Annotated in this window: 28 protein-coding genes and 3 tRNA genes; 6 read left to right on the forward strand and 25 right to left on the reverse strand. The window is 70.3% G+C overall.

Annotated elements, in window-relative coordinates; genetic code table 11:
• The first annotated feature begins 254 nt into the window (after nt 1-254).
• Together ACWDEW_RS37955 and ACWDEW_RS37960 are read left to right on the forward strand one after the other, a co-directional pair.
• Nucleotides 255-1,481, forward strand: coding sequence for a pyridoxal phosphate-dependent aminotransferase (locus ACWDEW_RS37955; protein WP_450519200.1), 1,227 nt, complete (start codon nt 255-257; stop codon nt 1,479-1,481).
• Between the two features lie 129 nt (nt 1,482-1,610).
• Nucleotides 1,611-2,651 (forward strand): adenosine deaminase, encoded by a 1,041-nt coding sequence (locus tag ACWDEW_RS37960; protein WP_450519202.1) that lies wholly within the window; start codon nt 1,611-1,613, stop codon nt 2,649-2,651.
• On the opposite strand, the gene ACWDEW_RS37965 is transcribed toward ACWDEW_RS37960, so the two are convergent.
• Together ACWDEW_RS37965 and ACWDEW_RS37970 are read right to left on the reverse strand one after the other, a co-directional pair.
• Nucleotides 2,632-3,297, reverse strand: coding sequence for a hypothetical protein (locus tag ACWDEW_RS37965; RefSeq protein ID WP_450519203.1), 666 nt, complete (start codon nt 3,295-3,297; stop codon nt 2,632-2,634). The genes ACWDEW_RS37960 and ACWDEW_RS37965 overlap by 20 nt on opposite strands.
• Nucleotides 3,298-3,321: 24 nt before the next feature.
• The gene (locus tag ACWDEW_RS37970) at nt 3,322-3,942 is read right to left on the reverse strand and encodes a TetR/AcrR family transcriptional regulator (RefSeq protein WP_450519205.1); all 621 of its coding nucleotides are present in this window, start codon (nt 3,940-3,942) and stop codon (nt 3,322-3,324) included.
• Nucleotides 3,943-4,047: 105 nt separating this feature from the next.
• Between ACWDEW_RS37970 and ACWDEW_RS37975 the strand changes: the two genes are divergently transcribed.
• The gene (locus ACWDEW_RS37975; RefSeq protein WP_450519206.1) at nt 4,048-4,680 is read left to right on the forward strand and encodes an NAD(P)-dependent oxidoreductase; all 633 of its coding nucleotides are present in this window, start codon (nt 4,048-4,050) and stop codon (nt 4,678-4,680) included.
• Nucleotides 4,681-4,699: 19 nt separating this feature from the next.
• Here ACWDEW_RS37975 and ACWDEW_RS37980 read toward each other — a convergent pair whose 3' ends face one another.
• From ACWDEW_RS37980 to ACWDEW_RS38015, 8 genes are all read right to left on the reverse strand, one after another.
• Entirely contained in the window at nt 4,700-5,755 is a 1,056-nt protein-coding gene (locus ACWDEW_RS37980) for a UDP-N-acetylmuramate dehydrogenase (RefSeq protein ID WP_450519208.1), read from the reverse strand.
• Nucleotides 5,756-5,925: 170 nt separating this feature from the next.
• On the reverse strand, nt 5,926-7,380 hold the full coding sequence (locus tag ACWDEW_RS37985) for a DHA2 family efflux MFS transporter permease subunit (protein WP_450519209.1): 1,455 nt from the start codon (nt 7,378-7,380) through the stop codon (nt 5,926-5,928).
• Nucleotides 7,381-7,476: 96 nt separating this feature from the next.
• Complete coding sequence (locus ACWDEW_RS37990) at nt 7,477-8,049, reverse strand: TetR/AcrR family transcriptional regulator (RefSeq protein ID WP_450519211.1); 573 nt, start codon at nt 8,047-8,049, stop codon at nt 7,477-7,479.
• Nucleotides 8,050-8,210: 161 nt separating this feature from the next.
• The gene (locus ACWDEW_RS37995; protein ID WP_450519213.1) at nt 8,211-8,639 is read right to left on the reverse strand and encodes a MaoC family dehydratase; all 429 of its coding nucleotides are present in this window, start codon (nt 8,637-8,639) and stop codon (nt 8,211-8,213) included.
• A 1-nt stretch (nt 8,640) separates the two neighbouring features.
• A complete protein-coding gene (locus ACWDEW_RS38000) occupies nt 8,641-9,093 on the reverse strand; it encodes an FAS1-like dehydratase domain-containing protein (RefSeq protein WP_450519215.1) in 453 nt (150 codons plus the stop codon).
• Between the two features lie 91 nt (nt 9,094-9,184).
• Entirely contained in the window at nt 9,185-9,349 is a 165-nt protein-coding gene (gene rpmG, locus ACWDEW_RS38005) for a 50S ribosomal protein L33 (protein WP_003948671.1), read from the reverse strand.
• A gap of 88 nt (nt 9,350-9,437) precedes the next feature.
• Nucleotides 9,438-9,510: transfer RNA gene (locus tag ACWDEW_RS38010), tRNA-Met, on the reverse strand.
• A 46-nt stretch (nt 9,511-9,556) separates the two neighbouring features.
• A tRNA-Thr gene (locus tag ACWDEW_RS38015) sits at nt 9,557-9,629 on the reverse strand.
• A gap of 266 nt (nt 9,630-9,895) precedes the next feature.
• On the opposite strand from ACWDEW_RS38015, the gene ACWDEW_RS38020 reads away from it, so the two are divergent.
• Nucleotides 9,896-11,155: an amidohydrolase family protein gene (locus tag ACWDEW_RS38020; protein WP_450519216.1), complete on the forward strand. Its 1,260-nt coding sequence runs from the start codon at nt 9,896-9,898 to the stop codon at nt 11,153-11,155.
• Nucleotides 11,156-11,436: 281 nt separating this feature from the next.
• Nucleotides 11,437-12,093: an NAD(P)H-binding protein gene (locus ACWDEW_RS38025; protein WP_450519217.1), complete on the forward strand. Its 657-nt coding sequence runs from the start codon at nt 11,437-11,439 to the stop codon at nt 12,091-12,093.
• Nucleotides 12,094-12,133: 40 nt separating this feature from the next.
• Here ACWDEW_RS38025 and ACWDEW_RS38030 read toward each other — a convergent pair whose 3' ends face one another.
• From ACWDEW_RS38030 to ACWDEW_RS38040, 3 genes are all read right to left on the reverse strand, one after another.
• The gene (locus tag ACWDEW_RS38030; RefSeq protein WP_093627344.1) at nt 12,134-12,346 is read right to left on the reverse strand and encodes a hypothetical protein; all 213 of its coding nucleotides are present in this window, start codon (nt 12,344-12,346) and stop codon (nt 12,134-12,136) included.
• Nucleotides 12,347-12,393: 47 nt separating this feature from the next.
• Nucleotides 12,394-13,206, reverse strand: a complete 813-nt coding sequence (locus ACWDEW_RS38035) for a polysaccharide lyase family 7 protein (RefSeq protein ID WP_450519219.1) — start codon at nt 13,204-13,206, stop codon at nt 12,394-12,396.
• 219 nt (nt 13,207-13,425) lie between these two features.
• Nucleotides 13,426-13,507 (reverse strand) — tRNA-Tyr (locus ACWDEW_RS38040).
• 234 nt (nt 13,508-13,741) lie between these two features.
• Here ACWDEW_RS38040 and ACWDEW_RS38045 point away from each other — a divergent pair.
• Nucleotides 13,742-14,230 carry a YajQ family cyclic di-GMP-binding protein gene (locus ACWDEW_RS38045; RefSeq protein ID WP_019072335.1) on the forward strand — a complete coding sequence of 163 codons (489 nt, stop codon included), beginning with the start codon at nt 13,742-13,744 and terminating at the stop codon, nt 14,228-14,230.
• Nucleotides 14,231-14,358: 128 nt separating this feature from the next.
• On the opposite strand, the gene ACWDEW_RS38050 is transcribed toward ACWDEW_RS38045, so the two are convergent.
• The 12 genes from ACWDEW_RS38050 to ACWDEW_RS38105 all read right to left on the reverse strand — a co-directional run bounded on the left by ACWDEW_RS38050 (nt 14,359) and on the right by ACWDEW_RS38105 (nt 25,974).
• Nucleotides 14,359-14,625 (reverse strand): GlsB/YeaQ/YmgE family stress response membrane protein, encoded by a 267-nt coding sequence (locus ACWDEW_RS38050; protein ID WP_019072336.1) that lies wholly within the window; start codon nt 14,623-14,625, stop codon nt 14,359-14,361.
• A gap of 200 nt (nt 14,626-14,825) precedes the next feature.
• Entirely contained in the window at nt 14,826-15,392 is a 567-nt protein-coding gene (locus tag ACWDEW_RS38055) for an SMI1/KNR4 family protein (protein WP_450519221.1), read from the reverse strand.
• A gap of 98 nt (nt 15,393-15,490) precedes the next feature.
• Nucleotides 15,491-16,657, reverse strand: coding sequence for a barstar family protein (locus ACWDEW_RS38060; RefSeq protein WP_450519223.1), 1,167 nt, complete (start codon nt 16,655-16,657; stop codon nt 15,491-15,493).
• Nucleotides 16,658-16,671: 14 nt separating this feature from the next.
• Nucleotides 16,672-17,064, reverse strand: coding sequence for a YccF domain-containing protein (locus ACWDEW_RS38065; RefSeq protein ID WP_450519225.1), 393 nt, complete (start codon nt 17,062-17,064; stop codon nt 16,672-16,674).
• Nucleotides 17,061-17,924, reverse strand: a complete 864-nt coding sequence (gene htpX, locus ACWDEW_RS38070) for a zinc metalloprotease HtpX (protein WP_200715187.1) — start codon at nt 17,922-17,924, stop codon at nt 17,061-17,063. Before htpX ends, ACWDEW_RS38065 begins: the two co-directional genes overlap by 4 nt.
• A gap of 189 nt (nt 17,925-18,113) precedes the next feature.
• A complete protein-coding gene (locus ACWDEW_RS38075) occupies nt 18,114-19,637 on the reverse strand; it encodes an NADH-quinone oxidoreductase subunit N (protein ID WP_450519227.1) in 1,524 nt (507 codons plus the stop codon).
• Nucleotides 19,634-21,208 carry a complex I subunit 4 family protein gene (locus tag ACWDEW_RS38080; protein WP_450519229.1) on the reverse strand — a complete coding sequence of 525 codons (1,575 nt, stop codon included), beginning with the start codon at nt 21,206-21,208 and terminating at the stop codon, nt 19,634-19,636. The genes ACWDEW_RS38075 and ACWDEW_RS38080 overlap by 4 nt, the downstream gene beginning before the upstream one ends.
• A 6-nt stretch (nt 21,209-21,214) precedes the next feature.
• Entirely contained in the window at nt 21,215-23,209 is a 1,995-nt protein-coding gene (locus ACWDEW_RS38085) for an NADH-quinone oxidoreductase subunit 5 family protein (protein ID WP_450519231.1), read from the reverse strand.
• Nucleotides 23,206-23,610, reverse strand: coding sequence for an NADH-quinone oxidoreductase subunit NuoK (gene nuoK, locus ACWDEW_RS38090; RefSeq protein WP_450519233.1), 405 nt, complete (start codon nt 23,608-23,610; stop codon nt 23,206-23,208). Before nuoK ends, ACWDEW_RS38085 begins: the two co-directional genes overlap by 4 nt.
• Nucleotides 23,610-24,335, reverse strand: coding sequence for an NADH-quinone oxidoreductase subunit J family protein (locus ACWDEW_RS38095; protein WP_450519235.1), 726 nt, complete (start codon nt 24,333-24,335; stop codon nt 23,610-23,612). The genes nuoK and ACWDEW_RS38095 overlap by 1 nt, the downstream gene beginning before the upstream one ends.
• Entirely contained in the window at nt 24,332-25,006 is a 675-nt protein-coding gene (locus ACWDEW_RS38100) for a NuoI/complex I 23 kDa subunit family protein (RefSeq protein ID WP_450519237.1), read from the reverse strand. The genes ACWDEW_RS38095 and ACWDEW_RS38100 overlap by 4 nt, the downstream gene beginning before the upstream one ends.
• Nucleotides 25,003-25,974: a complex I subunit 1/NuoH family protein gene (locus tag ACWDEW_RS38105; RefSeq protein ID WP_450519239.1), complete on the reverse strand. Its 972-nt coding sequence runs from the start codon at nt 25,972-25,974 to the stop codon at nt 25,003-25,005. The genes ACWDEW_RS38100 and ACWDEW_RS38105 overlap by 4 nt, the downstream gene beginning before the upstream one ends.
• Nucleotides 25,975-26,114: the final 140 nt, after the last annotated feature.

Genomic DNA, 26,114 nt, shown 5'->3' on the forward strand with positions numbered 1-26,114 from the left:
ACATCCCCAACGTACCGCATCCACCCGGGTGCTCGGTGTGCACCAAGTAGGGCGCGGCTGCTGAAGGCCAACGAGGTAGGAGTGTACGTGCTCCTGAGGCGGTCGTCGAACAGAAAGTGCCTGTACGGGGATCGCCGAAGGAAGATCGCCCAGGCAGGGGCGGGAATCCGGACGGTTGTTCAACGGCCGCCCGATCATGTTCAGTCCGTGAAACCGGTGTGCCGGGCGGGTTTCGGGTCTGAAACGATGGGCCCATGAGCGCCTCAACCCCTCCCACCGAGCGCCGGGTCTCCGCCCGAGTCGGCGCGATCTCCGAGTCCGCCACCCTCGCCGTGGACGCCAAGGCCAAGGCCCTCAAGGCCGCCGGGCGTCCGGTGATCGGCTTCGGCGCGGGTGAACCGGACTTCCCGACTCCGGACTACGTCGTCCAGGCCGCCGTCGAGGCCTGCTCGAACCCCAAGTACCACCGCTACACCCCGGCCGGCGGTCTGCCGGAGCTGAAGGCCGCGATCGCCGCGAAGACACTGCGCGACTCGGGCTACGAGGTGGACGCCTCGCAGATCCTGGTCACCAACGGCGGCAAGCAGGCCATCTACGAGGCGTTCGCCGCGATCCTCGACCCGGGCGACGAGGTCATCGTCCCGGCGCCGTACTGGACGACGTACCCGGAGTCGATCCGGCTCGCGGGCGGTGTCCCCGTGGACGTCGTCGCGGACGAGACGACCGGCTACCGCGTCACCGTCGAGCAGTTGGAGGCGGCCCGCACCGAGAACACCAAGGTCGTCCTCTTCGTCTCCCCCTCGAACCCGACCGGCGCCGTCTACAGCGAGGCCGAGGGCGAGGCGATCGGCCGCTGGGCCGTCGAGCACGGCCTGTGGGTCATGACGGACGAGATCTACGAGCACCTCGTCTACGGAGACGCGAAGTTCACCTCGCTGCCCGCCATCCTGCCGGAGCTGCGCGACAAGTGCATCGTGGTCAACGGTGTCGCCAAGACATATGCCATGACCGGCTGGCGGGTGGGCTGGATCGTCGGCCCCAAGGACGTCGTCAAGGCCGCGACCAACCTCCAGTCGCACGCCACGTCGAACGTCTCGAACGTGGCCCAGGTCGCCGCGCTGGCCGCCGTCTCCGGTGACCTGAAGGCCGTGGCGGAGATGCGCGAGGCCTTCGACCGCCGCCGCAAGACGATCGTGCGGATGCTGAACGAGATCGACGGCGTCCTCTGCCCCGAGCCCGAGGGCGCGTTCTACGCCTACCCGTCGGTCAAGGCCCTCCTCGGCAAGGAGATCCGGGGCAGGCGCCCCCAGGACTCGGTCGAGCTGGCCGCGCTGATCCTGGAGGAGGCCGAGGTCGCGGTCGTCCCCGGCGAGGCTTTCGGGACCCCCGGCTACCTGCGGCTGTCGTACGCCCTGGGTGACGAGGACCTCGTCGAGGGCGTCAGCCGGATCCAGAAGCTGCTCTCCGAGGCCACGGACTGAGTTTCCGTACCTCCACGCGCGCGTGCGGGCCGTTTCCCTCCGGGGAGGCGGCCCGCTGCTGTGTGCGAGCAAGACCACTATCGGGGAAAGCGGTACCGGGACCACGGGAACGTACGGCAGGATTCCCGGATGGAGCGTGTACGCGATGTCTCTGAACTGCCCAAAGCCCATCTGCACCTGCACTTCACCGGGTCGATGCGGCCCACCACCGTGCTGGAGCTCGCCGACAAGTACGGGGTGCGCCTGCCCGACGCCCTGACCGAGGCGCTGACCAGCGGGGAGCCGCCGAAGCTGCGGGCCACGGACGAGCGCGGGTGGTTCCGTTTCCAGCGGCTGTACGACGCGGCGCGGTCGTGCCTGCGGGAACCCGAGGACATCCAGCGGCTGGTCCGCGAGGCCGCCGAGGAGGACGTCAGGGACGGCTCGGGCTGGCTGGAGATCCAGGTCGACCCGACGTCGTACGCGCCGCGCCTGGGCGGGCTGATCCCGGCGCTGGAGGTCATCCTCGACGCGGTGGAGACGACCTCCCGCGAAACCGGGCTCGGGATGCGGGTGCTGGTGGCCGCGAACCGGATGAAGCACCCGCTGGACGCCCGCACGCTGGCCCGGCTGGCGGTGCGGTACGCGGACCAGGGTGTGGTCGGTTTCGGCCTCTCGAACGACGAACGCCGGGGTATGGCACGGGACTTCGACCGGGCCTTCGCGATCGCCCAGGAGGGCGGTCTGCTGTCGGCCCCGCACGGCGGCGAACTGGCGGGCCCGGCCTCGGTGCGGGACTGCCTGGACGACCTGCACGCGACCCGGATCGGCCACGGGGTGCGCGCGGCGGAGGACCCCCGGCTGCTGAAGCGGCTCGCCGACCGGGGCATCACCTGCGAGGTGTGCCCCGCCTCGAACGTGGCCCTGGGCGTCTACGAGAAGCACGAGGACGTGCCCCTGCGGACCCTCTTCGAGGCCGGCGTCCCCCTGGCGCTCGGCGCCGACGACCCGCTCCTGTTCGGCTCCCGGCTGGCGGCCCAGTACGAGATCGCCCGCCGCCACCACGCCTTCTCGGACCGCGAACTGGCCGAACTGGCCCGCCAGTCGGTACGGGGTTCGGCGGCCCCCGAGGACATGAAGACCAAGCTCCTGTCCGGCATCGACGACTGGCTCAGCGCCCCGGTCGCTTGAAGTGGGCGTAGGGCGGATACGGCTTGAAACAGATCAGGACCTCGGGAGGGTGCCCACCGCCGCGCGTGGGCTCCAGCTCGTGCTGCAGACCGGCCATGAACGCCGACTGTCCCTTGACGACCCGCTTGTGCCGCGGCCCCCAGCCGGCCGCGTAGGCGAAGGCGGTGGCCGCACAGGAGAACACCTCACGACCGCCGATGAGGAAGTACGTCCGCGCGTGTGTGGTGTGCCGCAACAGCCCCCGGTCGTACGGCCGCTCCAGCCACGCGCGCGCGTGCCGCTCGGTACGGGCCTCGTCCGTACGGACGGTGAGCGGTGTGCCGCGCCCCAACCGCCGCCTCAGTTCGGGCCACTTGGAGGGCCGCAGCCCCGCCTCCGGGTGCGCCAGCACCAGGTCGACGAGTTCCCCGCACCCCTCGTCGGGCGGCACGCAGTCCCGCAGCGGAACGTGCACGATGGTGTGCCGCGAGCAGGCGGCGAACGAGAACAGTCCCGCGAGCCGGCTCAGCCCGTCGTGGTCCCCCATGAGCATCCCGATCGGCGCCGGCTCGCGCAGTGAGGTGTGGCGCAGCGGTTGCCCGGGCTGGACGACACGGTGTTCGTGCGGGCCGGTCCTGGGCCTGAACTGGCGGAGTCTCAGCTCCATTCGGGGTGCCTCATACGGTAAGGATCACGGCCCGGAGGGGGCCTCGGCAACGGAGATTCCGCCCAGCAGCGTCCTGGCGATGCGTGGCGCGAACTCGTCCACGGGCGGGCGTACGCCGGTCTGCGTCGCCTCGTAGGCGAACACACGCTGCGCGCAGGCGCCGAGGAGGAGGGATGCGGCGGCGAAGGTGTCCACGTCACGGCGGACGCGGCCGGCGGCCTGTTCGGCGCGGAGGTAGGCGTCGAGGCCCTCGATCGGCTTGTGGGGGCCGGAGCCGAGCTGTCGCAGCGCCTCGTCGTGGCGTCGCTTGAGCTGGGTCTCGGCGTACAGGGAGGCCGCGATCGGGAAGCTCTGCTCGTAGAAGAGGGCCGCCTGGCGGGCGATCTCGGTGAGGTTGTCCTCCAGGGAGTGCTGTCCGGGCTCGGCGGCGAGGCTCTGCAGCAGCGGGGTCAGCTGGGGCAGCCGTTCCGCGAGGACGCGGATGAACAGCTCCTCCTTGCTCGCGAAGTACTTGTAGAGCGCGGCTTCGGAGCAACCGGCGGCCTTCGCGATCTCCTTGGTGGTCGCCCGGGCCAGCCCGACGGTGAGCATCAGCTCGTGGGCCGCGTCGAGGATGCGGACCCGCGCGGGCTTCGAGGATTCCATGGCCGGTCCGTTCGGGCTTGACGAGTGGGTGAGTACTTACCCACTCTAGTGGGGAGACAGGGGTGAGTGAATGCTCACCCACCCCGTGAGGCTGAGGAGCAGGCCATGAAGCTCACCGTTTTCGGTGCCACGGGAGGCATCGGTCAGGAGATCGTCCGCCAGGCGCTGGCCTCGGGTCACCAGGTCACGGCGGTCGTACGGGACCCGGCCGGGCTGACCGTGCGCGGCAAGGGCCTGGAGGTGTTCCGCGCGGACCTCACCGACCCGGAGGCGCTGCGCCCCGCGGTCGCGGGCCGGGACGTGGTCCTCTCCGGGCTCGGCGCCCGCAGCCGCAAGGACGCGGGGGTCGCGACCCGGCTCACGCGGACGGTTCTGGCCGCCATGGAGGCGGAAGGGGTGCGCCGGGTGCTGGTGGTGAGCGCCGGTCCGGTCGGCCCCGAACCGGCGGGCGCGGGTCTCCTCGACCGCACCGCGCGCGGGCTGATCTCGGCGCTCCTGAAGAACGTGTACGCCGATCTGCGGGCGATGGAGGCGGAGTTGGCCCGCAGTGCGACCGACTGGACCTCGGTCCGCCCGCCACGCCTGCAGAACAAGCCGGTGACCGGCACGTACCGCACGGTCGTGGGCGGCTTCCCGGACAAGGGCCGGTTCATCGCCCGCGCGGACGTGGCCCACGCGATGCTGGCGATGACCGACGACCCGGGAACGGTGAAGCAGGGGGTGGGGGTGGCCTACTGAGCCCCTCCGGAGGGCGCTTTCAGAGGCTGACGCCGACCGTCACCGGCTCGTTGACGAGGGTGATCCCGAAGGTGTCCTGGACGCCGGCGACGACCTCGCGGGCCAGGGCGAGCAGGTCGGCGGTGGTCGCCTCGCCGCGGTTGGTGAGGGCGAGGGTGTGCTTGGTGGAGATGCGGGCGGGACCGCTGCCGTACCCCTTGGTGAAGCCCGCCTTGTCGATCAGCCAGGCGGCGGAGGTCTTGGTGTGCCCCTCCCCCGCCGGATAGGCGGGTGGTTCCGTGTCCTTACCGAGGCGCTCCCGCACGCGCGCGTGGAACGCGGTGAACTGCTCCTCGGTGAGGATCGGGTTGGTGAAGAAGGAACCGGCCGACCAGGTGTCGTGGTCCTCGGGGTCCAGGACCATGCCCTTGCCGGCGCGCAGCGCGAGGACGGTCTCGCGAGCCCGCGCGAGCGGCACCCGGTCGCCGGGCTCGACGCCGAGGACACGGGCCGTCTCGGCGTACTTGACCGGCGCCGACAGTCCGTCCGCGTCCTCCAGTCGGAAGCGGACGCGCAGCACCACGTAGCGCTCGGGCTCGGCCTTGAAGCGGCTGTGGCGGTACGAGAAGGCGCACTCCTCGTTGGTGAGGGTGACCGTCGCGCGGGTGGTGCGGTCGTAGGCGACGACCTCGGTGATGGTGGCGGAGACCTCCTGGCCGTACGCCCCCACGTTCTGGATCGGGGTCGCGCCCGCCGATCCGGGGATCCCGGCGAGGCACTCGATCCCGGCGAGCCCGGCCTCCACGGTGCGGGCGACGGCATCCGTCCACACCTCGCCGGCCGCCAGCTCCAGCCGTGTGCCGTCGAGCGCGAAGCCGCGGGTGGCGATGCGCAGGGCGGTGCCCTCGAACCCCTTGTCCCCGATGACGAGGTTGGACCCGCCCCCGATGACCAGCAACGGCGTCCCGGTGTCGTCGGCCTCGCGGACGGCGTCGATCACCTCGGCATCGGTGCCGGCGGTGATCAGACGGGTCGCGGGGCCGCCCAACCGGAAGGTGGTCAGCGGGGCGAGGGGAGCGTCGTGGAGTTCCTGCACGGGGCCAAGAGTACGAGACGGGACCGACAACGCCGGGCGCGGTGGGGGTGGAGGTGGGACGCACGCGCGCGTGGGGCCTCACCGGTTTTGGTGGGGCCCCACGCGCGTGTGCCGTTGTTTGTTCTCGGTCGTGCCGGTTGTTCGTTCTCGGTCGTACCGGTTGTTCGTGCTCAGCGGCCGGCCGACTCCATGACCGACTCGGCCCTGGCGCTGTCGGCCGACTCGGCCACCTTCACGAGCTCCGCCGCGCGGCGCCTCGTCGGGATCAGCAGGGTCGCGATCCCGGCGAGGGCGACCACGCCCGAGCCGGTGACCAGCGCGGGCTTCAGCCCGTCGACGAAGCTCTGCCCGGTCTCGTAGCCGCCCTGGGCCGAGAAGATCGACGCCATGATCGCGACGCCGAGGGCGCCGCCGACCTCGCGGAGCGCGTTGTTGGCGCCGGAGGCGATGCCCTGTTCCGAGGGGCGGACGCTGGACATGACCAGGTTGGCGGCCGGCGCGAAGAACAGAGCCATGCCGATCCCGCTGAGGATCAGACCGGGCAGCTGGGCGGCGTAGGAGACGTCGGTGGTGACGATGTACGCCATGTAGCCGAGACCGGCGGCCTGGAGGAAGAGGCCGGCGGCGACGACCGGGCGGCCGCCGACGCGGTCGGACAGAATGCCGGCGACGGGTGCGACCAGCATCGGCATACCGGTCCAGGGCAGCATCCGCAGGCCCGCCTCGGTGGGCGAGTAGCCGAGCACGCCCTGCATGTACTGGCTGAGCAGGAAGATCGACCCGAACATCCCGAGGAACATCAGCAGGCTCGCCGCGTTGATCCCGGAGAAGGCGCGGGAGCGGAACAGCCGCATCGGGAGCATGGGGTTCTTGGCGTTGACGCTGTAGATGATGAAGCCGACGAAGAGCGCGCTGCCCGCGAAGAGCCCGGTGAGGACGAGGGAGCTGGTCCACCCGTCGGCGGGGCCGCGGACCAGGCCGTAGACGATCCCGAAGAGGCCGCCGCTGGCGAGCAGGGTGCCGGGGAAGTCGAGCGGGGCGCCGGTGCCGTGGGACTCGGAGAGGCGCAGGCGGGCGAGCGGGATCAGGGCCAGGCCGAGCGGGACGTTCAGCCAGAAGATCCAGTGCCAGGAGACGTGTTCGGTGAGGCTGCCGCCGATGAGCGGTCCGGAGGCGACGGCGAGTCCGTTGACGGCGCCCCAGATGCCGTAGGCCATACCGCGCTTGGCGGCGGGCACGGCCGCGGTGAGGAGGGTCAGTGTCAGCGGCATCATGATCGCCGCGCCGACGCCCTGGACCGCGCGGGCCGCGATCAGGGAGTCGATGCCGGTCGCCATGGCCGCGGCGGCGGAGGCGCCGGTGAATATGGTGATGCCGACGACGAAGAGCCGGCGGCGGCCGAACCGGTCACCGAGGGCCGCGCCGAACATCAGCAGGACGGCGAAGGTGAGCGTGTAGGCGCTCACGGTCCATTCCAGGTCGCCCAGCGCGCCCCCGAGGTCCTTGCGGATGGAGGGCAGAGCGGTGGTGACGACGAGGTTGTCGAGGGCCGCCATGAATCCGGCGACGCTGGTGATGACGAGGGCCCAGACCATTCCCCCGCGCGGTGCGGTCTTCTCTGACATCGCTCCCCCAGTGTGGGTGATCGCTACTGGTGATTAGTTATTGATGACTAACTTTGGCGGTCACGAAAAGGCGCGGAATCCGCCTCTCGCCCGCCGCTACGACTTCTCCAGCCGACCGGTGACACGGGCCTCCGGGTACATCCCCTCCCAGACCCTGTGCTCGGGCGGGAAACCCATGGCCGCAAGGGTGTTGATCAGCATTCCGTGCGCCATGAAGGTCGCGGTCTCGTTCACATCCGCGCCCATGGACACATGCACGATGTCCCAGAGCCTCATCCAGCCCTTGCGTACGGCCTCGCCGAACTCGCGGTCGCCCTCCGCCTCGGCGGCGGCCACCGTGATGTACGTCTGCATCTGCATCTGGAGCTTCTCGGGATGCTCCGTGATGAGCCGCACATAGGCGTCGGCCATGGCGTGCACGGCCTCTTCGCCCTCCAGCCCCTCGGACGACTCCTCCATGACCCGGCACACGTCCTCGACACACCTGAGCGCGGCCGCCGCGAACATCGCCTTCTTGCCCGGGAAGAGCCGGAAGAGATACGGCTGCGAGACACCGACCCGCTTGGCGATCGCCTCCGTGGAGGTGCCGTAGTACCCCCGCTGCGCGAACTCGGCGATCGCTGCGCGAACGACGCTCTCGCGCCTCTCCTCTGCGCTCATCCTGACCATGCGAGAAAGTTAGTACTCAATCACTAACCAAGTCAAGAGTGTGGGGCACGGCACACGAGCGGGCCGGACGGTGTCACTGCAAGTCACCAAGCCGGGCCGAGCCGACCTACAACAGGTAAGGGGCGCCTGCAGTGGCGGACGCCCCTTACCTCGGCTCACGTTCACGCCAGTCGTACGACCGCTCGCGACATCCCGAGCACCTTCTGGCCGGCGCTGGTCGCCACGAGGTCCACGCGGACCGTGTTGTCGTCGAGCTTGGCGGCGACCTTGGCGCTGACCTCGACGGTCGCGCCCTGGTCGTCGTTCGGGACGACGACGGGCTTGGTGAAGCGGACGCCGTACTCGACGACCGCGCCCGGGTCGCCGGCCCAGTCGGTGACCACGCGGATCGCCTCGGCCATGGTGAACATGCCGTGCGCGATGACGTCCGGGAGCCCGACCTCCTTGGCGAACTTCTCGTTCCAGTGGATCGGGTTGAAGTCCCCGGAGGCACCCGCGTACTGGACGAGCATGGCGCGGGTGACGGGGAAGGTCTGGGCCGGCAGCTCGGTGCCGACCTCGATGTCGTCGTACGCGATCTTCGCGGTCATGTCAGCTCCCCTCCGCCGCGCGGGCCACCAGCTTGGTCCAGGCGGTCACGACGTGTTCGCCCGCCTCGTCGTGGACCTCGCCGCGGACGTCCAGGATGTCGTTGCCCGCCATCGACTTGATCGCCTCGATCGTGGAGGTGACCGTGAGACGGTCGCCGGCGCGCACGGGGCGGACGTAGACGAACTTCTGGTCGCCGTGCACCACGCGGCTGTAGTCCAGGCCGAGTTGCGGGTCCTGGACTACCTGCCCTGCGGCCTTGAAGGTGATGGAGAAGACGAAGGTAGGCGGGGCGATCACATCGGAGTGTCCGAGCGCCTTGGCGGCCTCCGGGTCCGTGTATACCGGGTTGGCGTCCCCCACCGCCTCCGCGAACTCACGGATCTTCTCCCGGCCCACCTCGTAGGGGTCGGTGGGCGGGTAGGTCCGCCCCACGAAGGACTGGTCGAGCGCCATGACTCGGCACCTCCTGATGTGTCTGCTCTGCTGAATAACGACACGAGGCCGCCCCCAACGTGCGGGGACGGCCTCGTGTACGAGCCTGTATTTATCGCGTTTCGCGGTGCGCGGTGTGCGCATTGCAACGCGGGCAGTGCTTCTTCATCTCCAGTCGGTCCGGGTTGTTACGCCGGTTCTTCTTGGTGATGTAGTTCCGCTCCTTGCACTCCACGCAGGCCAGCGTGATCTTCGGGCGGACGTCGGTGGCAGCCACAGGAGTGCTCCTTGACGAACGGATGGGACTATGAACGCATAACAGAGTAGCCGATCGAAGGACCGACCCCACAATCGGCTACTGTCAGTAGCGGTGACCGGACTTGAACCGGTGACACAGCGATTATGAGCCGCTTGCTCTACCGACTGAGCTACACCGCTGTGATGGGATTGGTTCCCACCTTGCGGTAGGAACCTCTCACACCAGAGCCCCAATACGGAATCGAACCGTAGACCTTCTCCTTACCATGGAGACGCTCTACCGACTGAGCTATTGGGGCGAGCGATGAAGACATTACACGCTCCGCCGCCGTTCGCCCAAATCCGTTTCGCGGCACCGCTCCAGCCCCTTCCACGGCCCTCCCGAAGGCCTCTCGGGCCCCTCCCGCACGGCGGACCACACCGGTACGACTATTGCGCTCCTCCGCGCCGCGAACGGATCACCGCCCTAGGCTCGACTCACTCTGCGTGATCTTGCGCCCCTTTGCGCAGCCCCCACCGTGAGCCCCGAAGCCGAGCCCGCGAAGCCCTGAGCCCCTGGAGCGCGATGCCCGACAGTCAGCCCCAGCCGTCCCACTCGTCGTCGGGTTCGTCGGGGCCGGCCGACCCGGCCGCGCTCCTGTTGTGCGGGGCCCGGCTGACCGACGGCAGGACCGTGGACGTACGGCTGGGCGGCGGGCGCATCGAGGCGGTCGGCACGGCGGGCAGTCTGGCGACGGAGGCCACGCGCGCGTGCGGCGCGCGCGTGGACCTCGGCGGCTACCTCCTCCTCCCGGCCCCGGCCGAGCCGCACGCGCACAGCGACACCGCGCTGTCGGCCGAGAACGGCGGACCCGTCTCCTACGACCCCCAGGACGTCCAGCGGCGGGCCACGGAGGCCGCGCTGCTGCAGCTCGGGCACGGGGCGACGGCACAGCGGGCACACGTGCGCGTGGGGGACGTCCAGGGGCTGGGCGCGCTGGCCGCCGTACTGCAGGCACGGCGGGCGCTGCGCGGGCTGGCGGAGTTGACGGCGGTGGCGATGCCCCGGCTGCTGACCGGGGTCGCGGGGGCGGACGGGCTCGCGATGCTGCGGGACGCGCTGAAAATGGGTGCCTCCGTAGTGGGCGGTTGTCCAGATCTGGACCCGGATCCGACGGGATACGTGGAGGCGGTCCTAGAGGTCGCGTCCGAGCACGGCTGCCCCGTCGACCTGCACACCGACGCCGCCGACCCGGCCCGGCTGGCCCGGCTGGCGGCGGTCGCGGGCGGGATGCGGCCCGGGGTGACGCTCGGTCCGTGCGGCGGCCTGGGGCGGCTGCCCGCGGACACGGTCACGCGGATCGCGGACCAACTGGCCGCGGCAGGCGTGACGGTGGTGTGCCTGCCGCAGGGCGGCTGCGGCGGCGTCGACCGGCGGGGCACGGCTCCGGTACGACTGCTGCGCACGGCCGGCGTCCAGGTGGCCGCGGGCAGCGGCGCCCTGCGTGACCTGTCCAACCCTGTTGGCCGCGGGGACCCTTTGGAGGCGGCGTACCTGCTCGCCTCGCGGCACGGGATGCGGCCCGAGGACGCCTTCGACACGGTGAGCTCGTCGGCACGGGCGGCGCTCGGTCTGCCCGAGGTGCGGGTCGAGGCGGGTTTTCCGGCCGAACTGCTCGCGGTGCGCGGCGACCGGCTCGCGGGCGCGCTCTCGCTGGCGTACAGCCGGATCGTGGTGCACCGGGGGCGCGTTGTGGCACGGACGAGCGCGGTCCGGGAGTACTGCAACACGGCGGCGGGCGCGGAGTTGGGGCTGCCGCGGCAGGGGCGGGGCGAGGTGTCGTGAGCCGAGTCGGAGGCGGGACGCGGTGCCCGAGCCGCTCGACGTGACCCGAGACAGAAGCGGGGCGCGGTCCGTGAGCCACTCGACGGGACCGTAAGCAGGGGCTCGGCTCGGTGGGTGAACCGCTGGTGTGACCCGCTGCCGCCCGGGGGCGTACGCCTGGGGCGCGAAGGCCCGCATGCATCCCTGCTCGCGCGCCCGGCGCGTGCGTCGCGGGAGTGTGCTGCTGGGACGCGGCTGAAGTCATGCGGCGCGTGCGGCCCTCCGGGCGTACGGTCGAAGGCATGCGCATTGTCATCGCTGGAGGTCATGGTCAGATCGCGCTGCGGCTGGAGCGCCTGCTCGCCGCACGTGGTGAAGAGGTCGCGGGCATCATCCGCAACGCCGGACAGAGCGACGATCTACGGGCGGTCGGCGCCGAACCGCTCGTGCTCGACCTGGAGTCGGCCTCGGTCGAGGAGGTCGCGGCGCTGCTGCGGGGCGCGGACGCGGCGGTCTTCGCGGCGGGCGCGGGCCCGGGCAGCGGTACGGCCCGGAAGGACACGGTGGACCGGGGTTCGGCGGTGCTGTTCGCCGACGCGGCGGTCCTGGCGGGCGTACGGCGTCATGTCGTCGTCTCCTCGATGGGCGCGGATCCCGCGCACGCCGGGGACGGCGTGTTCGACGTGTATCTGCGTGCCAAGGGTGAGGCCGACGCGTATGTACGCGGGCTGGATGCCCTGGACTGGACGATTCTGCGCCCCGGCTCGCTCACGAACGACGCCGGCACGGGCCTGGTCCGCCTGGAGGCCCACACCGGGCGCGGCGCGATCCCGCGCGACGATGTGGCCGCCGTACTCGCGGAGTTGGTGGAGACTCCGGCGACGGCCGGTCTGACGCTGGAGCTGATCGGCGGGTCCGCGCCGGTGTCGGTGGCGGTGAAGTCGGTGGCGGGGAACTGACGTTGTCCGCCGGACGTTCTTCTACTGCCTTCTACTCTGCCTAGAACAGCGGCATCTGGCCCGGGAAGTCCGGCACCGCGTAACCGTCCAACGCGGGCTGGGCCGCCCCGAGTTCCGCCTGTCGGCGCGAGCCGGGGCACGACACGAGCTCGCCGCTCTCGCGTGCGCCGGGCGGGTCGTGGCGCGCGAACCGTCCGGCGACGACGGCGATCTCGCGACGGCACTCGGGGCAGCTTCTGCGGCGTGACGACATGGGATCAGTCTGCCCCGCCGCAGGCCGCGTCGGCCGTCGAGGCTCGCTCAGCTGTGGGAGACGGTGAGTCCGTAGAAGGCGACCCGGGCGCCCTTGGTGGTGCTGTCGGAGGACGACTGGTTGTACGAACCGGCCTTGAAGTACTGCTTGTAGGCGTTGAAGGACGACGGGATGGCGTAGTGCGTCGTACTCCCGTTGACCGTCAGGTTGATGGTGTTCCCGCCCGAGACGCCGATCGTGTAGCTCCATGTCTTGCCGACCGCCACGTTGCCCACGGTGTGCAGCGTCTGTCCGCCGTCGGGCGAGTTCTCCGTGCCGAGGACGATGTCTCCGCTCGACCGGTAGTACAGCTCCAGCAGCGGCTTGGTGGACGTGCCGCCCGTGCCGAGGTGGATCTGACCCACGCAGACGTTCGACGTGACGGAGACGACCCGTAGCGTCGCCTTCATCGTGTGCGTGCCGCTGAGCGACCAGTTGGCGGCGCTGCCGCTGCGGTTCATCTCGCGCAGTTCGGAGCGGGCGTAGTTCGAGTTGGGCGTGGTGACGCCCTTCTCCGGCGCCCAGAAGGTCATCGCGCCGTCACGGGTGTCCGTGTAGAAGTACGAGTCCTGGAAGCCGTTGGCCCCTTGGAGCCGGGCCGACGAGATGGTCGTGGGCGAGCCGGGGGAACCCACCGGCTCCTGGAGCTGCCACACCCCCAGGTCGAAGTTCCCGCCGGGCGCGACGGTCGGGTCGGCGAGGGGTGCGGCGACGGCGCGGGTGACGTCGGTACTGCCCGAAGCGGCCGGCGCCGTGAGGGCCAGCCCACCGGTCACTGCGGTGACGGTGGCCAGGGAGGTGAGCAGCGTACGCATGCGCATGGGGGGTGCCTTCCTGTCTGCTCGATGGACTCGGTTGGCGATGCGCGTTCACGCGTATTCACATACATGAACTTTGTGTTTCAATATGAACGCACTGCCGCGACAGTAGGGCTGTGGCACGGTCACGTCAAGACTGGTGGCGGAGCGGCAGAAGGCTCCGGGAACGACAAAAGGGTCCGTCCTCAGCATTGCTGCTGAGGACGGACCCTCTCGATCATGTGGCGGCGCCAGGGTTCGAACCTGGGTAGGCTGAGCCGGCAGATTTACAGTCTGCTCCCTTTGGCCACTCGGGCACACCGCCGGGGATGCTGCCCCTCGAACCGCTTTTCAGCGGTGCTCCGTGGCAACGACGTAAACGATACCCGATGCCCAGGGGTGCTCCGCCACCCGATAGATCGGCGCCCGGAGGGGAGGGGATGGCTAGGCTTATACGGATGCGGCCCGGCGCCTACACCGGGCTCGGCGGCTGCCCCCACGCACGCCGATACGCAGTGACACGCATCGATACGCACCCCGATACAAGGAGCCACAGGACATGGCCGACTCCAGTTTCGACATCGTCTCGAAGGTCGAGCGGCAGGAGGTCGACAACGCCCTCAACCAGGCCGCCAAGGAGATCTCGCAGCGCTACGACTTCAAGGGCGTGGGTGCCTCGATCTCGTGGTCCGCAGAGAAGATCCTCATGGAGGCGAACTCCGAGGAGCGGGTCAAGGCGGTGCTCGACGTCTTCCAGTCCAAGCTGGTCAAGCGCGGCATCTCGCTGAAGGCGCTGGACGCCGGTGAGCCTCAGCTCTCCGGCAAGGAGTACAAGATCTTCGCGTCCATCGAGGAGGGCATCTCCCAGGACAACGCGAAGAAAGTGGCGAAGATCATTCGCGACGAGGGCCCCAAGGGCGTGAAGGCCCAGGTGCAGGGCGACGAACTGCGGGTCAGCTCGAAGAGCCGCGACGACCTGCAGGCCGTGCAGGCCCTGCTCAAGGGCAAGGACTTCGACTTCGCGCTGCAGTTCGTCAACTACCGGTAGAGCCACGCCTTGCGCGCCTGACGCGCAGCGGTACGCGGTACGAGGAAGGGTGGGTGCCCGTCGGCACCCACCCTTCTCTTCTGCTGGCTGCGGTACGGGGGCGCCAGGGCCTGTCCGCCGGAGAAGCCCTAGTTGCGCGAGTTGCCGAAGAAGATGCGGTAGGCGATCAGGAGGACGAGGGCGCCGCCTATCGCCGAGGCCCAGGTGGCGCCGTCGTAGAAGTTCTTGGCGACCGGGTGGTCCAGCCAGCGGGCCGATATCCAGCCGCCGAGGAACGCGCCGGCGATGCCGATGACGGTCGTACCGATGAAGCCGCCCGGGTCGCGGCCCGGCAGCAGGAATTTGGCGATGGCTCCGGCCAACAGTCCCAGGATGATCCAGCTGATGATGCCCATGCCGTGAACCTGCCCTTTCACACTGTGCTTGCGCTGATCCGGAGCTGTGAATTCCGCCCGGACAGGCTGTGTTCGTAGGTCCTGCGCACGGCCTGTCGCTGCATGTTGCGCCGTGTCGATGAACAGGACGCCACGGATGCGTGTGGTGGTTGCAGACATCGGCGGGGGTGCTGCGAGGGGCGCCCGGTGCCGGGAGCCGGTCAGGATGCCGGCGCGGCCGTACGTATACGGAAGTCGGCCCACGGCTCGGGCTCGATGCCGATGTTGGCGTCGACGTACCAGCCCGTGCCGTCGAGCCAGCCCTGAAGCCAGTCGGCGAGGCTGGGCGCGTCCACGTACCAGGCGTGGTCCGCCTCGTCCGCGTTCGGTTCGTAGAGCAGCACGGTGGCCTGCGGGGTCCGGCAGTCCACGCATGCGTACATCGCGCAGCCCCAGTGGGATATCGGCAGGACGCCCTCGGGCCAGGGCCAGTCGGGGTCCTTGCGTCCGCTCTCGCGGTTGGCGAGGTACTGAGTGACGGCGGCGGGCTCGCCGGCCGGCGGGCTGTCGAGCAGGGACAACAGGCCGTACTCCGGGCCGAATCCACCGTCTCCTATCCGCGAGTAGAGCGCCGCGAGCAGCGGAGGCAGGCTGAAGCCCAGGGCGGCCTCGGCGCGGGTCACCGTGGCCTCGTCCACCGGGGCGGGGAGCGAAGTCCAGCCCCACGGACGGGTGTTGCGGGCCTCGACGGCCACCCGGGTCAGCAGTCGCTGCTCGTTCTCGGTCATGGCTTCATAGTGCAACGCGCCACTGACAATCGGGCCGGCCTGTGGACAACCCGGCGGTTGTGGAAATCCGGCTCGCCGGAGGGGCCGGTGACGAACGGTCAGGCCAGGCGGACGTCGACGTGCCTCTCGGCGAGGAGGGCAAGCAGTTCCTCGAACGTCGGTGGTCGCGGGCCGGTGAGCGGGGTGAGGCCGAGGCAGGCGCGGGCGACGGTCGCGTCGTGCCAGACGAGGGTGAAGTGCGGGGCGGCTCCCCAGCAACCGCACAGGCAGTCGTCCAGGGCGTCGACGCCCCAACCGAAGTATCCGCCGGGGCCGTTCACCGCCTCGCCGAGGGCGCAGAAGAAGCCCTGCGGGTCGGTGATGTGCCTGCCGTCGAGGTGGTAGGTGGTGCCCGGCGGCCGGTCCGGGGCGCCGTGGGGGTGGTTCGCCAGCGCGGTGTCGAGCCAGAACCGGCGGCCGTCCGCGTCGCAACCGGCCCAGCGGCCGGGCTCGGAGGGACGTCCTTCGCCCCACAGGTCCCACACCGCCCGGGCGGCGAGCGGTGGCCGTTCCGCCCAGGGGTCGAGGGTGAGGTCGACCAGGCCGGGGCCGCGCGCGGACGGGATCCAGGCCCGCAACTCGCCATCGGTGGCGGGCTGCAGAGGCCGGCCCGAGGAGTCGATGCGCAGCACCTTGGCGTGGCCGAGGTCCTCGTCCCCGCTGTCCATGGCCGCCCGCAGCGCACCGCGCGGGGAACAGCCCAGCAGGCGCACGGGAGGGTCGAGCGGTTCGGGCCGGTCCTCCTGCGGATGGGCCAAGTCCCGGCAGGCGCCCCAGGGTTCGCCATCCGGGCCCAGCAGCCGGTATCCCGGGGAGAGGGGCGGGCAGTGCGGGTAGTCGTAGAGGTTGTCGTCGGACGGCAGTCCCTCGACGGTGACGTCCCTCAGGGACAGGTCACGCGCGCAGGGGCGGTCACCGACGACGCGTACGTCCTCCAGCCACCAGTCGCCCTCCATGCCCGCGCCGGTGCCGGTCTTGTCGAGGATCTCCAGGGTCAGCAGGCCGAGCGGCGCCGAACCGTCGGCACGCGCGCGTGCCAGGGCCACGGCGAGTTCGCCCTCGGGGGCGCAGCCGAGCAGTTCGTACGTCTCCCGGACGGGTGGGAGCGGGTCGGCGAAGAGGTCGTCGGCGTCCTGGCAGAGTGCCCAGGTCTGCTCGTACCCGTGCTCGCCGTCGGTTTCGGAGACTTCGTCGTACGACAGCAGGACGTACTTCGGCGCCCCCACCACGGTCGCTCCCGTCAGCGGGTGGCGAACGGCTGGTCCGTGGGCACGATTTCGCGGCCCAGGGGGAACAGCGAGATCGGGATCAGCTTGAAGTTGGCGATGCCGAACGGGATGCCGATGATCGTGATGCACATGGCGATGCCGGTGACGATGTGCGCGAGGGCCAGCCACCAGCCCGCGAGGATCAGCCACAGGACGTTGCCGACGCAGGACGGCGCGCCCGCGTCACGGCGCTCGACCGTGGTGTACCCGAAGGGCCACAGGGCGAAGACGCCGATACGGAAGGCGGCGATGCCGAACGGGATGCCGATGATGGTGATGCAGAGCACCACGCCCGCGAACAGATACCCGAGGAACAGCCAGAAGCCGCTCAGGACGAGCCAAATGACGTTCAGGATGGTTTTCACTGAGGGCGACCTGCCATCTTCTCGAGCCGGGCGATGCGCTCCGCCATCGGCGGGTGTGTCGAGAACATCTTGGAGAGTCCCTGGCCCGGGCGGAAGGGGTTCGCGATCATCATGTGGCTCGCGGTCTCGATGCGGGGCTCCGGGGGCAGCGGAAGCTGCTTGGTGCCCGCGTCGAGCTTGCGCAGGGCGCTGGCGAGGGCGAGGGGATCCCCGGTCAGTTGCGCGCCGGACGCGTCGGCCTCGTACTCCCTGGAGCGGCTGATGGCCAACTGGATGAGGCTGGCCGCGAGGGGCCCCAGGATCATGATCATCAGCATGCCCAGGATGCCGGGGCCGTCGTCGTCGTTGGAGCGTCCGATCGGGATCAGCCAGGCGAAGTTGACCAGGAACATGATCACCGAGGCGAGGGCGCCGGCGACCGACGAGATCAGGATGTCGCGGTTGTAGACATGGCTCAGCTCGTGGCCGATGACTCCGCGCAGCTCGCGCTCGTCCAGGATGCGCAGGATGCCCTCCGTGCAGCACACGGCGGCATTGCGCGGGTTGCGGCCCGTCGCGAAGGCGTTGGGGGCCTCCGTGGGCGAGATGTACAGGCGCGGCATGGGCTGGCGGGCCTGGGTGGAGAGCTCGCGGACCATGCGGTACAGGGCGGGGGCCTCGAACTCGCTCACCGGGCGGGCGCGCATCGCGCGCAGCGCCAGTTTGTCGCTGTTCCAGTACGCGTACGCGTTCGTGCCCAGCGCGATCACGACCGCTACGACGAGCCCCATGCGGCCGAAGAAGCTGCCGATGACGATGATGAGTGCGGACAGTCCCCCGAGGAGAACTGCGGTCCTGAGCCCGTTGTGCCGGCGGTGCACGGTACGCCCTCCAAATCGTGCAGCAGGGGAACCCTTTGCTTGCTGATCTCTGATGCCACTGGTGTCGTGGTGCCACGTCCAGTGGAACCTTCCGCACTGGTCAACGCCAGGCGGGGGCCACTAGTTCCCTTGTGCGTACGGCGCCGGGCGTGGGCCGTCCGGGTGAGGACGGTGGTATGTGCCGGTGGCTCAGAAGAGTCCGGTGTCGGCGAAGCGCAGGACCAGTTGGGGTGCTCCGGAGAGGGCGATTCCGAGGGCGCCGGTGAGCGCGAGGGCGGCGGTGAGGGGGGCGGGGACGCGGTGCTTGTCGTGCTCTCCCTCGGGTGCGCGGAAGAGCAGGGCCGTCCACTGGAGGTAGTAGAAGAGCGCGATCACCACGTTGACGGCCATGACGACCGCGAGCCAGCCCAGGCCCGCGTCGACGGCCGCCGAGAAGACGGTGACCTTGGCGAAGAGCCCGATGACGCCCGGCGGCAGTCCGGCGAGGCACAGCAGGAAGAAGGCCAGGAGGAGGGCGGCCAGGGGGTTCGACCCGTACAGGCCGCGGTAGTCGCTGACGCGGTTCAGAGCTCTGCTGCGGCCCACCAGTGCGGCCACCGCGAAGGCGCCGAGGTTCACGGCGGCATACATGAGGGCGTAGGCGACGGTGGAGCCGATCGACTTCTGGGCGTCCTTGGAGTAAGCGGCTGCGGCGATCGGCACCAGGAGGTAGCCGGCCTGTCCGACGGAGGACCAGGCGAGCAGCCGTACCGCGCTGTACGCGCGCGTGGCCTGTTGGCGCAGGGCGCCCAGGTTGCCGACCGTCATGGTGAGGGCGGCCAGTGCGGCGAGCGCGGGGCCCCACACGTCGGCGTACGACGGGAAGGCGACGACGGTGACGAGGATCAGGCCGGAGAAGCCGACCGCCTTGCCGACGACCGACAAGTAGGCGGCGATCGGGAGGGGCGCTCCCACGTAGGTGTCGGGTACCCAGAAGTGGAAGGGGACGGCGGCCGTCTTGAAGGCGAAGCCGATGAGGGTGAGGACGACGCCGGTCTGGGCCAGGGTGTGGAACTGGCCGTCGACGTGCTGGATGCGGTCGGCGATCTCGGTGAGGTACAGGGTGCCCGTGGTGGCGTACACGAAGCTGACGCCCATCAGGCTGACCGCGGTCGCGGTGACCGAGGACAGGAAGAACTTGAGGGCCGCTTCGGCGGACTTCTTGTCGCCGTGCCGGATGCCGACGAGGGCGAAGGCGGGCAGGGAGGCGACCTCCAGGGCGACGATCAGGGTCGCGAGGTCGCGGGAGGCGGGCAGGAGGGCGGCACCCGCGGCGGAGGACAGCAGCAGGAACCAGTACTCCCCTTCGGGGAGTCCCTTGTCGGCGTCCTTCAGGGTGGTGATCGACAGGAGGGCCGCGAGGAGGGCGCCGCCGAGGACCAGGAACTGGATGACCAGGGTGAAGCGGTCCGCCGTGTAGCTGCAGGCCGTCGGGGCGCCGGTGTGGCAGAAGGTGGCGCGGTCGCCGTCCAGGAGGGGCAGCAGCATGAGCGCGGAGACGGCGAGGCCTGCGACCGACACCCAGCCCAGGAAGGCTTTTCGGGCCTCCTGGAGGAACAGGTCGGCGACGAGGACGACCAGGCCGACGACCGCCGAGATGGTGGGCGGTGCGATCGCGAGCCAGTCGACGGACTGGACGACCGACTCCGCGAGGGGCTGGGCCAGGGAGCTCATCGGGTGCCTCCTGCGAGGAGCTGCTGCACGGCCGGGTCGGTCAGGCCGAGGAGTGCCTTCGGCCACAGGCCGGCGGCGACGGTGAGGGCGACGAGCGGGGTCCAGGCGGCGAACTCGTACGTCTGGACGTCGGAGAGTTTCGGCGCCTCCTGCGCCACGGCGCCCATGCAGACGCGGCGGACCACGGCGAGCATGTAGGCGGCGGTCAGCAGGGTACCGAAGGCCGCGACGGCCATGAAGGTGAGGAACGCGGGGCGGCTGAGGTCGGCGGCGGGCTTGAACGCGCCGAACAGGGCCAGCATCTCGCCCCAGAATCCGGCGAGTCCGGGGAGTCCGAGCGAGGCGACGGCGGCGAACGCGAGCAGGCCGCCGAGGCGCGGTGCCTTGCCGTAGAGGGCCGCGCCGGTCTCCTCCGCCAGGGTGTCCAGGTCGGTGGTGCCCGTGCGGTCCTTGAGGGCGCCGACGAGGAAGAACAGGAGGCCGGTGATGAGGCCGTGGGCGATGTTGGCGAACAGGGCGCCGTTCACGCCGGTCGGGGTCATCGTCGAGATGCCGAGCAGGACGAAGCCCATGTGGCCGACGGAGGAGTACGCGATGAGGCGCTTGAGGTCGCCCTTCGCGCCCTGTTTCGCGAGGGCGAGGCAGGCCAGGGAACCGTAGATGATCCCGACGACGGCGAAGGCGGCGAGGTAGGGCGCGAAGGTGTGCATGCCGTCGGGGGCGATCGGCAGCAGGATGCGGACGAACCCGTACGTGCCCATCTTCAGCATCACGCCGGCCAGCAGGACCGAGCCGACGGTCGGGGCGGCGGTGTGGGCGTCGGGCAGCCAGCTGTGCAGCGGCCACATCGGCGTCTTGACCGCGAGCCCGATCCCGACCGCCAGAACCGCGATGACCTGCACGGATGTGGTCAGCGACCGGCCGTTGTCAGTGGCGAGTGCCACCATGTCGAATGTGCCCGCCTTGATTCCGATCAAGAGCAGGCCGAGCAGCATGACGACGGAGCCGAGCAGCGTGAAGAGGATGAACTTCCAGGCGGCCTGGGTCCGTTGGGCACCGCCCCAGCGGGCGATGAGGAAGTACATCGGGATGAGGACGGTCTCGAAGGCGAGGAAGAAGAGGATCAGGTCGAGGACGGCGAAGGTGGCGAGGGTGCCGGACTCCAGGACGAGCAGCAGGGCGACGAATGCCTTCGGGGACGGGCCCGACGGCATCTTGAAGTAGGAGTAGAGCGCGCAGAGGAAGGTCAGCAGCGCGGTCAGGACCAGGAGGGGGAGGGAGATGCCGTCGATGCCGAGGTGGATGCGAACGTCGAGTGCGGGGATCCAGCTGATGTCGGTCGTGGCCTGCATCTTCGACGGATGGTCGTGGTCGAAGCCGAGCGCGAGGACGAGCGCGGCGACGAGGATCACGCCGGTCACGGTGACGCCGTGCCGCAGCACGGCCTGCTCGGGTGACTTCCCCTTCAGCCCGGGCGGAGCCGGCAGGAGGGCGGCGACGGCGCCGAGGAGCGGGCCGACGACGACGAACGCCAGAAGGACCTGCATCACGGACTCGTTGATATCGATCACGCCTGCTCACGCTCCCGTGGCGACGAGGAGGACGGCAACCGTCAGGACGACGGTGCCGGCGAGCAGCGCGCTCACATAGGTCTGCAGATTGCCGGTCTGAGCGCGCCGTACGGCGGCTCCGAGCAGGCGGGGCAGGGTGCCCGCGCCCTGTACGTAGGTGTCGACGACCTCTCGGTCCAGGAACCGGACGAGGCTCGCCGCCGCCAGCACAGGGCGGACGAACAGCGCCCCGTAGACGGCGTCCAGGTGGAAGCCGGAGGCCGCGTGGCGGTGCAGCGGGCCGAGCAGGAGGCGGCCCGGGTCCACCGGGTCGGCTGCCGAGGCCATGTCTCCGTAGGCGGGCGCGTGGCTCGTGATGGCCTCCGCCTCGACCAGTCCCGCGTCCCCCTCCGGGTGGGCCGCGACCGCGCCCATCGGTGCGCGGGCCGCGCGCTCGGTGGTGTGCCGCCAGGCGCCGTAGGTGACGATGCCGCCGACGAGCGCGACACCCGTACCGAGCACGGATGTGGTGAGCGTCGGGGTGAGGTCGCGGCCGTCGAACCAGTCGGGGAGCACGCGGTAGGCGAGCCCGCCGAGGGCGAGGGACGGGACGGCGAGCACCCACAGCACGGCGTTCATCGCCACGGGCTGCCTGCCGTGGTCGGGGGCCTCGGCTCCCCTGCCGTGGAAGGCGAGCAGCCAAAGGCGCGTCGCGTACGCGGCCGTGAGCAGGGCCGTGAGCAGGCCGGCGAGGAGGACGATCCAGCCCGCGGCGCCGGGGATGTGCGAGGTGTGCTCGGTGGCCGCGTGTTCGGCGGCGCCGAGGACGGACTCCTTGGAGAAGAAGCCGCTGAACGGCGGGATCGCGGCGAGTGCGAGAAGCGCCACGGTCATCGTCCAGAAGGCGTCGGGGACGCGGGCGCGCAGGTTGCCCATGCGGGACATGGCGGCCAGCGAGTTGGTGCCGGAGGCGTGGATGATGACGCCGGCGGCGAGGAAGAGCAGCGCCTTGAAGGCGCCGTGGGACAGGAGGTGGAAGACGGCGGCACCGCGGTCGCCGACGGCGAGGGCGCCGGTCATGTAGCCGAGTTGGCCGATCGTCGAGTAGGCGAGGACGCGCTTGATGTCGTCCTGGGCGAGCGCGGCGAGGCCCGAACCGGCCATCGTCACGGCGGCCATGACGGCGAGGACGACCATCGCGGACGAGGAGGCCTCGAAGACCGGGAGGAGACGGGCGACGAAGTAGACACCAGCGGCGACCATCGTCGCGGCGTGGATCAGCGCGGAGACGGGGGTCGGGCCGGCCATCGCGTCGGGCAGCCAGGTGTGCAGCGGGAACTGCGCCGACTTGCCCGCGACACCGGCCAGGAGCAGCAGCGCGATCAGCGTCGGGTGGTGCAGCCCGCCGCTCGCGACGGTGCTCAGGACCTTGGTGATGCGGAAGGACCCGGCGTCGGTGGCGAGCGCGAACAGGCCGATCAGGAAGGGGACATCGCCGAGCTTGGTGACGAGGAAGGCCTTCATGGAGGCGGCGCGGGCCTCCGGGGTCTCCCAGTAGTGGCCGACCAGGAAGTAGGAGCAGATGCCCATGACTTCCCAGCCGACCAGCAGCACGATCAGGTCGCCGGAGTAGACGACGAGGAGCATCGCGGAGGTGAAGAGGGAGACGAGGGCGGCGTACGAGGGATAGCGCGGGTCGTCGCGCAGATAGCCCGTCGAGTAAATCTGCACGCAGGTGGCGACGAAGCCGACCAGGACGGCGACGAGCGCGGCGAAGCCGTCGATGTGCAGGGCGAGTTCGATCGGTACCGAGCCGGTGGGCGTGAGTTCGGTGGCGGAGTCGATGGCCGCGTCGCCGCCCTGGCGTACGGCGACGATCACGGCCGACGCGAGCGCGGCGAGCGTCGGCAGCACGGCGAGCGGGCGGACGAAGCCGGGGGCGGTGCGGCCCAGGAGCAGGCCGGCCGTCGCACCGAGGAACGGAAGGAGAGGGACGAGGACGGCCAGGGTGGTCGTGGTCACGCGGTGGCCTCAGCCTTCTCGGCCGCGGGGGGCTCGGTGCCGTCGCTGCCGGCGGGGTCGCTGTCGGGGCCGTTGGTCTCGTGGCCCTCGGCGGTGTCGCGGAGCTTGTCGATGTCCGAGGTGCCGCGGGCTCGGTACACGGCGAGGACGATCGCCAGGCCGATGCCGATCTCGGCGGCGGCGATGGCGATGGTGAACAGCGTCAGGGCCTGGCCGGAGTGCAGCTTGTCCTCGGCGGTCCGGCTGAGCCAGACGTCGAAGGCGACCAGGTTCAGGTTGACGGCGTTGAGCATCAGCTCGACCGACATCAGGACGAGGATCGCGTTGCGGCGGGCGAGAACGCCGTAGAGGCCCGTACAGAAGAGGAGGACGGCGAGTACAGCGGGATAGACGAGGTGCATCAGCGGGCTCCTTCCTGCTGGGCCGGGTTGTCCGGGCGGGCGGGACCGTTACCCTCAACCGCACCATTTCGCCCGATCGTGTGATTACGGGAATCCGGGACGGATGGGGAACTACCGGTCGCGGGTCGGGAGTTCACAGGGGGAGAGCTCGACTCCGCCTTCGACTTGCGGGACAGGACGATCGCGCCGACCAGGGCCGCGAGGAGCAGGACGGAGAGGGCCTCGAAGGGGAGGACCCAGTTCTGGAACAGGCTCGCGCCGGTCACCGCGGTGGAGCCGGCGGCCGGACCGTCCAGGTCCGTCCAGGTCGCGCGGAAGGCGTCGACGACGACCCACACCAGGGCCGCCGCCGCGGCGACGGCCACGGTGAGAGCGGCCCAGCGGTTGCCGGAGTCCGCGTCCGGGGAGCGGCCGATGGGGGCCTTGGTGAGCATCAGACCGAAGAGAAGGAGGACGACGACGGAACCGACATAGATGAGGACCTGCACCCAGGCGATGAACTCGGCGGTGAGCAGGAGGTATTCGACGGCGATGCCCCCGAGGGCCACCACGAGCCACAGGGCGGCGTGCACCAGCTGCTTGGTGGTGACGGTGACGAGGGCGGCGCCGAAGGTGACCAGGCCGACGAGGAGGAAGGCGATCTCCACGCCGGTCGGGGAGAGGAAGCCGTGAGTGCGGGTGACGGCGAGACTTGCCGTGGCGGTGGCAGTGGCGGCGAGGGTCACGACTGTCCCTCCGGCGGGTCGGTGGGCGAGGCCGACTCGACGTGGCCGGGCTCGGCGGCCTCGGGCGCGGTCTGCACGCCCCCGGTGACCTCCGCAGCGCCGGCGACCTCCGCGGCCCGGGCCGCTTCCTCGGCCTCCGCGGCAGCCTGAGTCGCGGCGAGCTTCTCCGCGGTCTTGCGGGCCGCGGCGATCTCCTTGGGCTCCTCCGCGCCGGGGTCGAGGGCGGGTGGGGCCGGGACGGTCCACATCCATTCGCGGAGCTTGTCGCGTTCGTGGGTGAGTTCGTGGATGTCGGTCTCGGCGTACTCGAACTCCGGGGACCAGAACAGGGCGTCGAAAGGACAGACCTCGATGCAGATACCGCAGTACATGCACAGGGAGAAGTCGATGGCGAAGCGGTCGAGGACGTTGCGGCTGCGCTCGCGGCCACCGGGGACTGCCGCCGGGACCGTCTCCTTGTGGGAGTCGATGTAGATGCACCAGTCGGGGCACTCGCGGGCGCAGAGCATGCAGACCGTGCAGTTCTCCTCGAACAGGCCGATGACTCCCCGGGTTCGGGGCGGGAGGTCGGGCTGGGTGTCCGGGTACTGCTCGGTGACGGTCTTCTTCGTCATCGTGCGGAGGGTGACGGCCAGGCCCTTGGCCAGGCCGGAGCCGGGAAACGGGGTCACTGGAGGAACACCACCTTCACGATGCCGGTGAGGGCGATCTGAGCGAGGGAGAGGGGGACGAGGAGGGTCCAGGAGAGCTTCTGGAGCTGGTCTTCGCGCAGCCGGGGATAGGTGACGCGGAGCCAGATGACGACGAAGGCGAGGAGCGCGGTCTTCAGCAGGGTCCACACCCAGCCGAGACCGTCCGCGCCCCACGGGCCGTGCCAGCCGCCCAGGAAGAGGACGGTGGTCAGGCCGCACAGGACGACGATTCCGGCGTACTCGGCGAGGAGGAAGAGGGCGAAGCGGAGACCGGTGTACTCGGTGTAGGCGCCGAAGATGATCTCGGAGTCGGCGACGGGCATGTCGAAGGGGGGCCGCTGGAGTTCGGCCAGGCCCGCCACGAAGAAGACGATCGCGCCGACGATCTGCCAGGGCAGCCACCACCAGTGGAAGGCGTCGAGGATGCCGGGCAGGGAGACCGTACCCGCTGCCATCGCCACGGAGGCGGCGGTGAGCAGCATGGGGAGTTCGTAGGCGAGGAGCTGTGCGGCGGTGCGGAGGCCGCCGAGGAGGGAGAACTTGTTGGCGGAGGCCCAGCCGGCCATGAGGGAGCCCAGGACGCCCACGCCCATCACCGCGAGGACGAAGAAGATGCCCGCGTCCAGGACCTGGCCGACGGCGCCCTCGCCCGGGCCGATCGGGATGGCGAGGAGGACGAGCAGATACGGGAGGAGGGCGACGGCGGGGGCGAGTTGGAAGATACGGCGGTCCGCGCCCGCCGGGACGATGTCTTCCTTCTGGGCGAACTTCACGCCGTCCGCGACGAGTTGGGCCCAGCCGTGGAAGCCACCGGCGTACATCGGGCCGAGGCGGCCCTGCATGTGGGCCATCACCTTGTGCTCGGTCTGACCGACGATGAGGGGGAAGGTGAGGAAGACGACGAAGACGATCAGGAGTCGCAGGGCGACGTCGAGCACGTCGTTCACTGCGGGCCTCCTGCGGGGGTGTCGGGGGTCGGGTCTTCGGGGGCTTGGCCTTCGGGGGTTGGACCGACTGCGGCCGGGTCGGCTCCGGCTTCGGCTTCGGCTTCGGCTTCGGCTTCGGCTTCGGCTTCGGCTTCGGCTTC

The organism is Streptomyces sp. NPDC001100 (assembly GCF_053598575.1).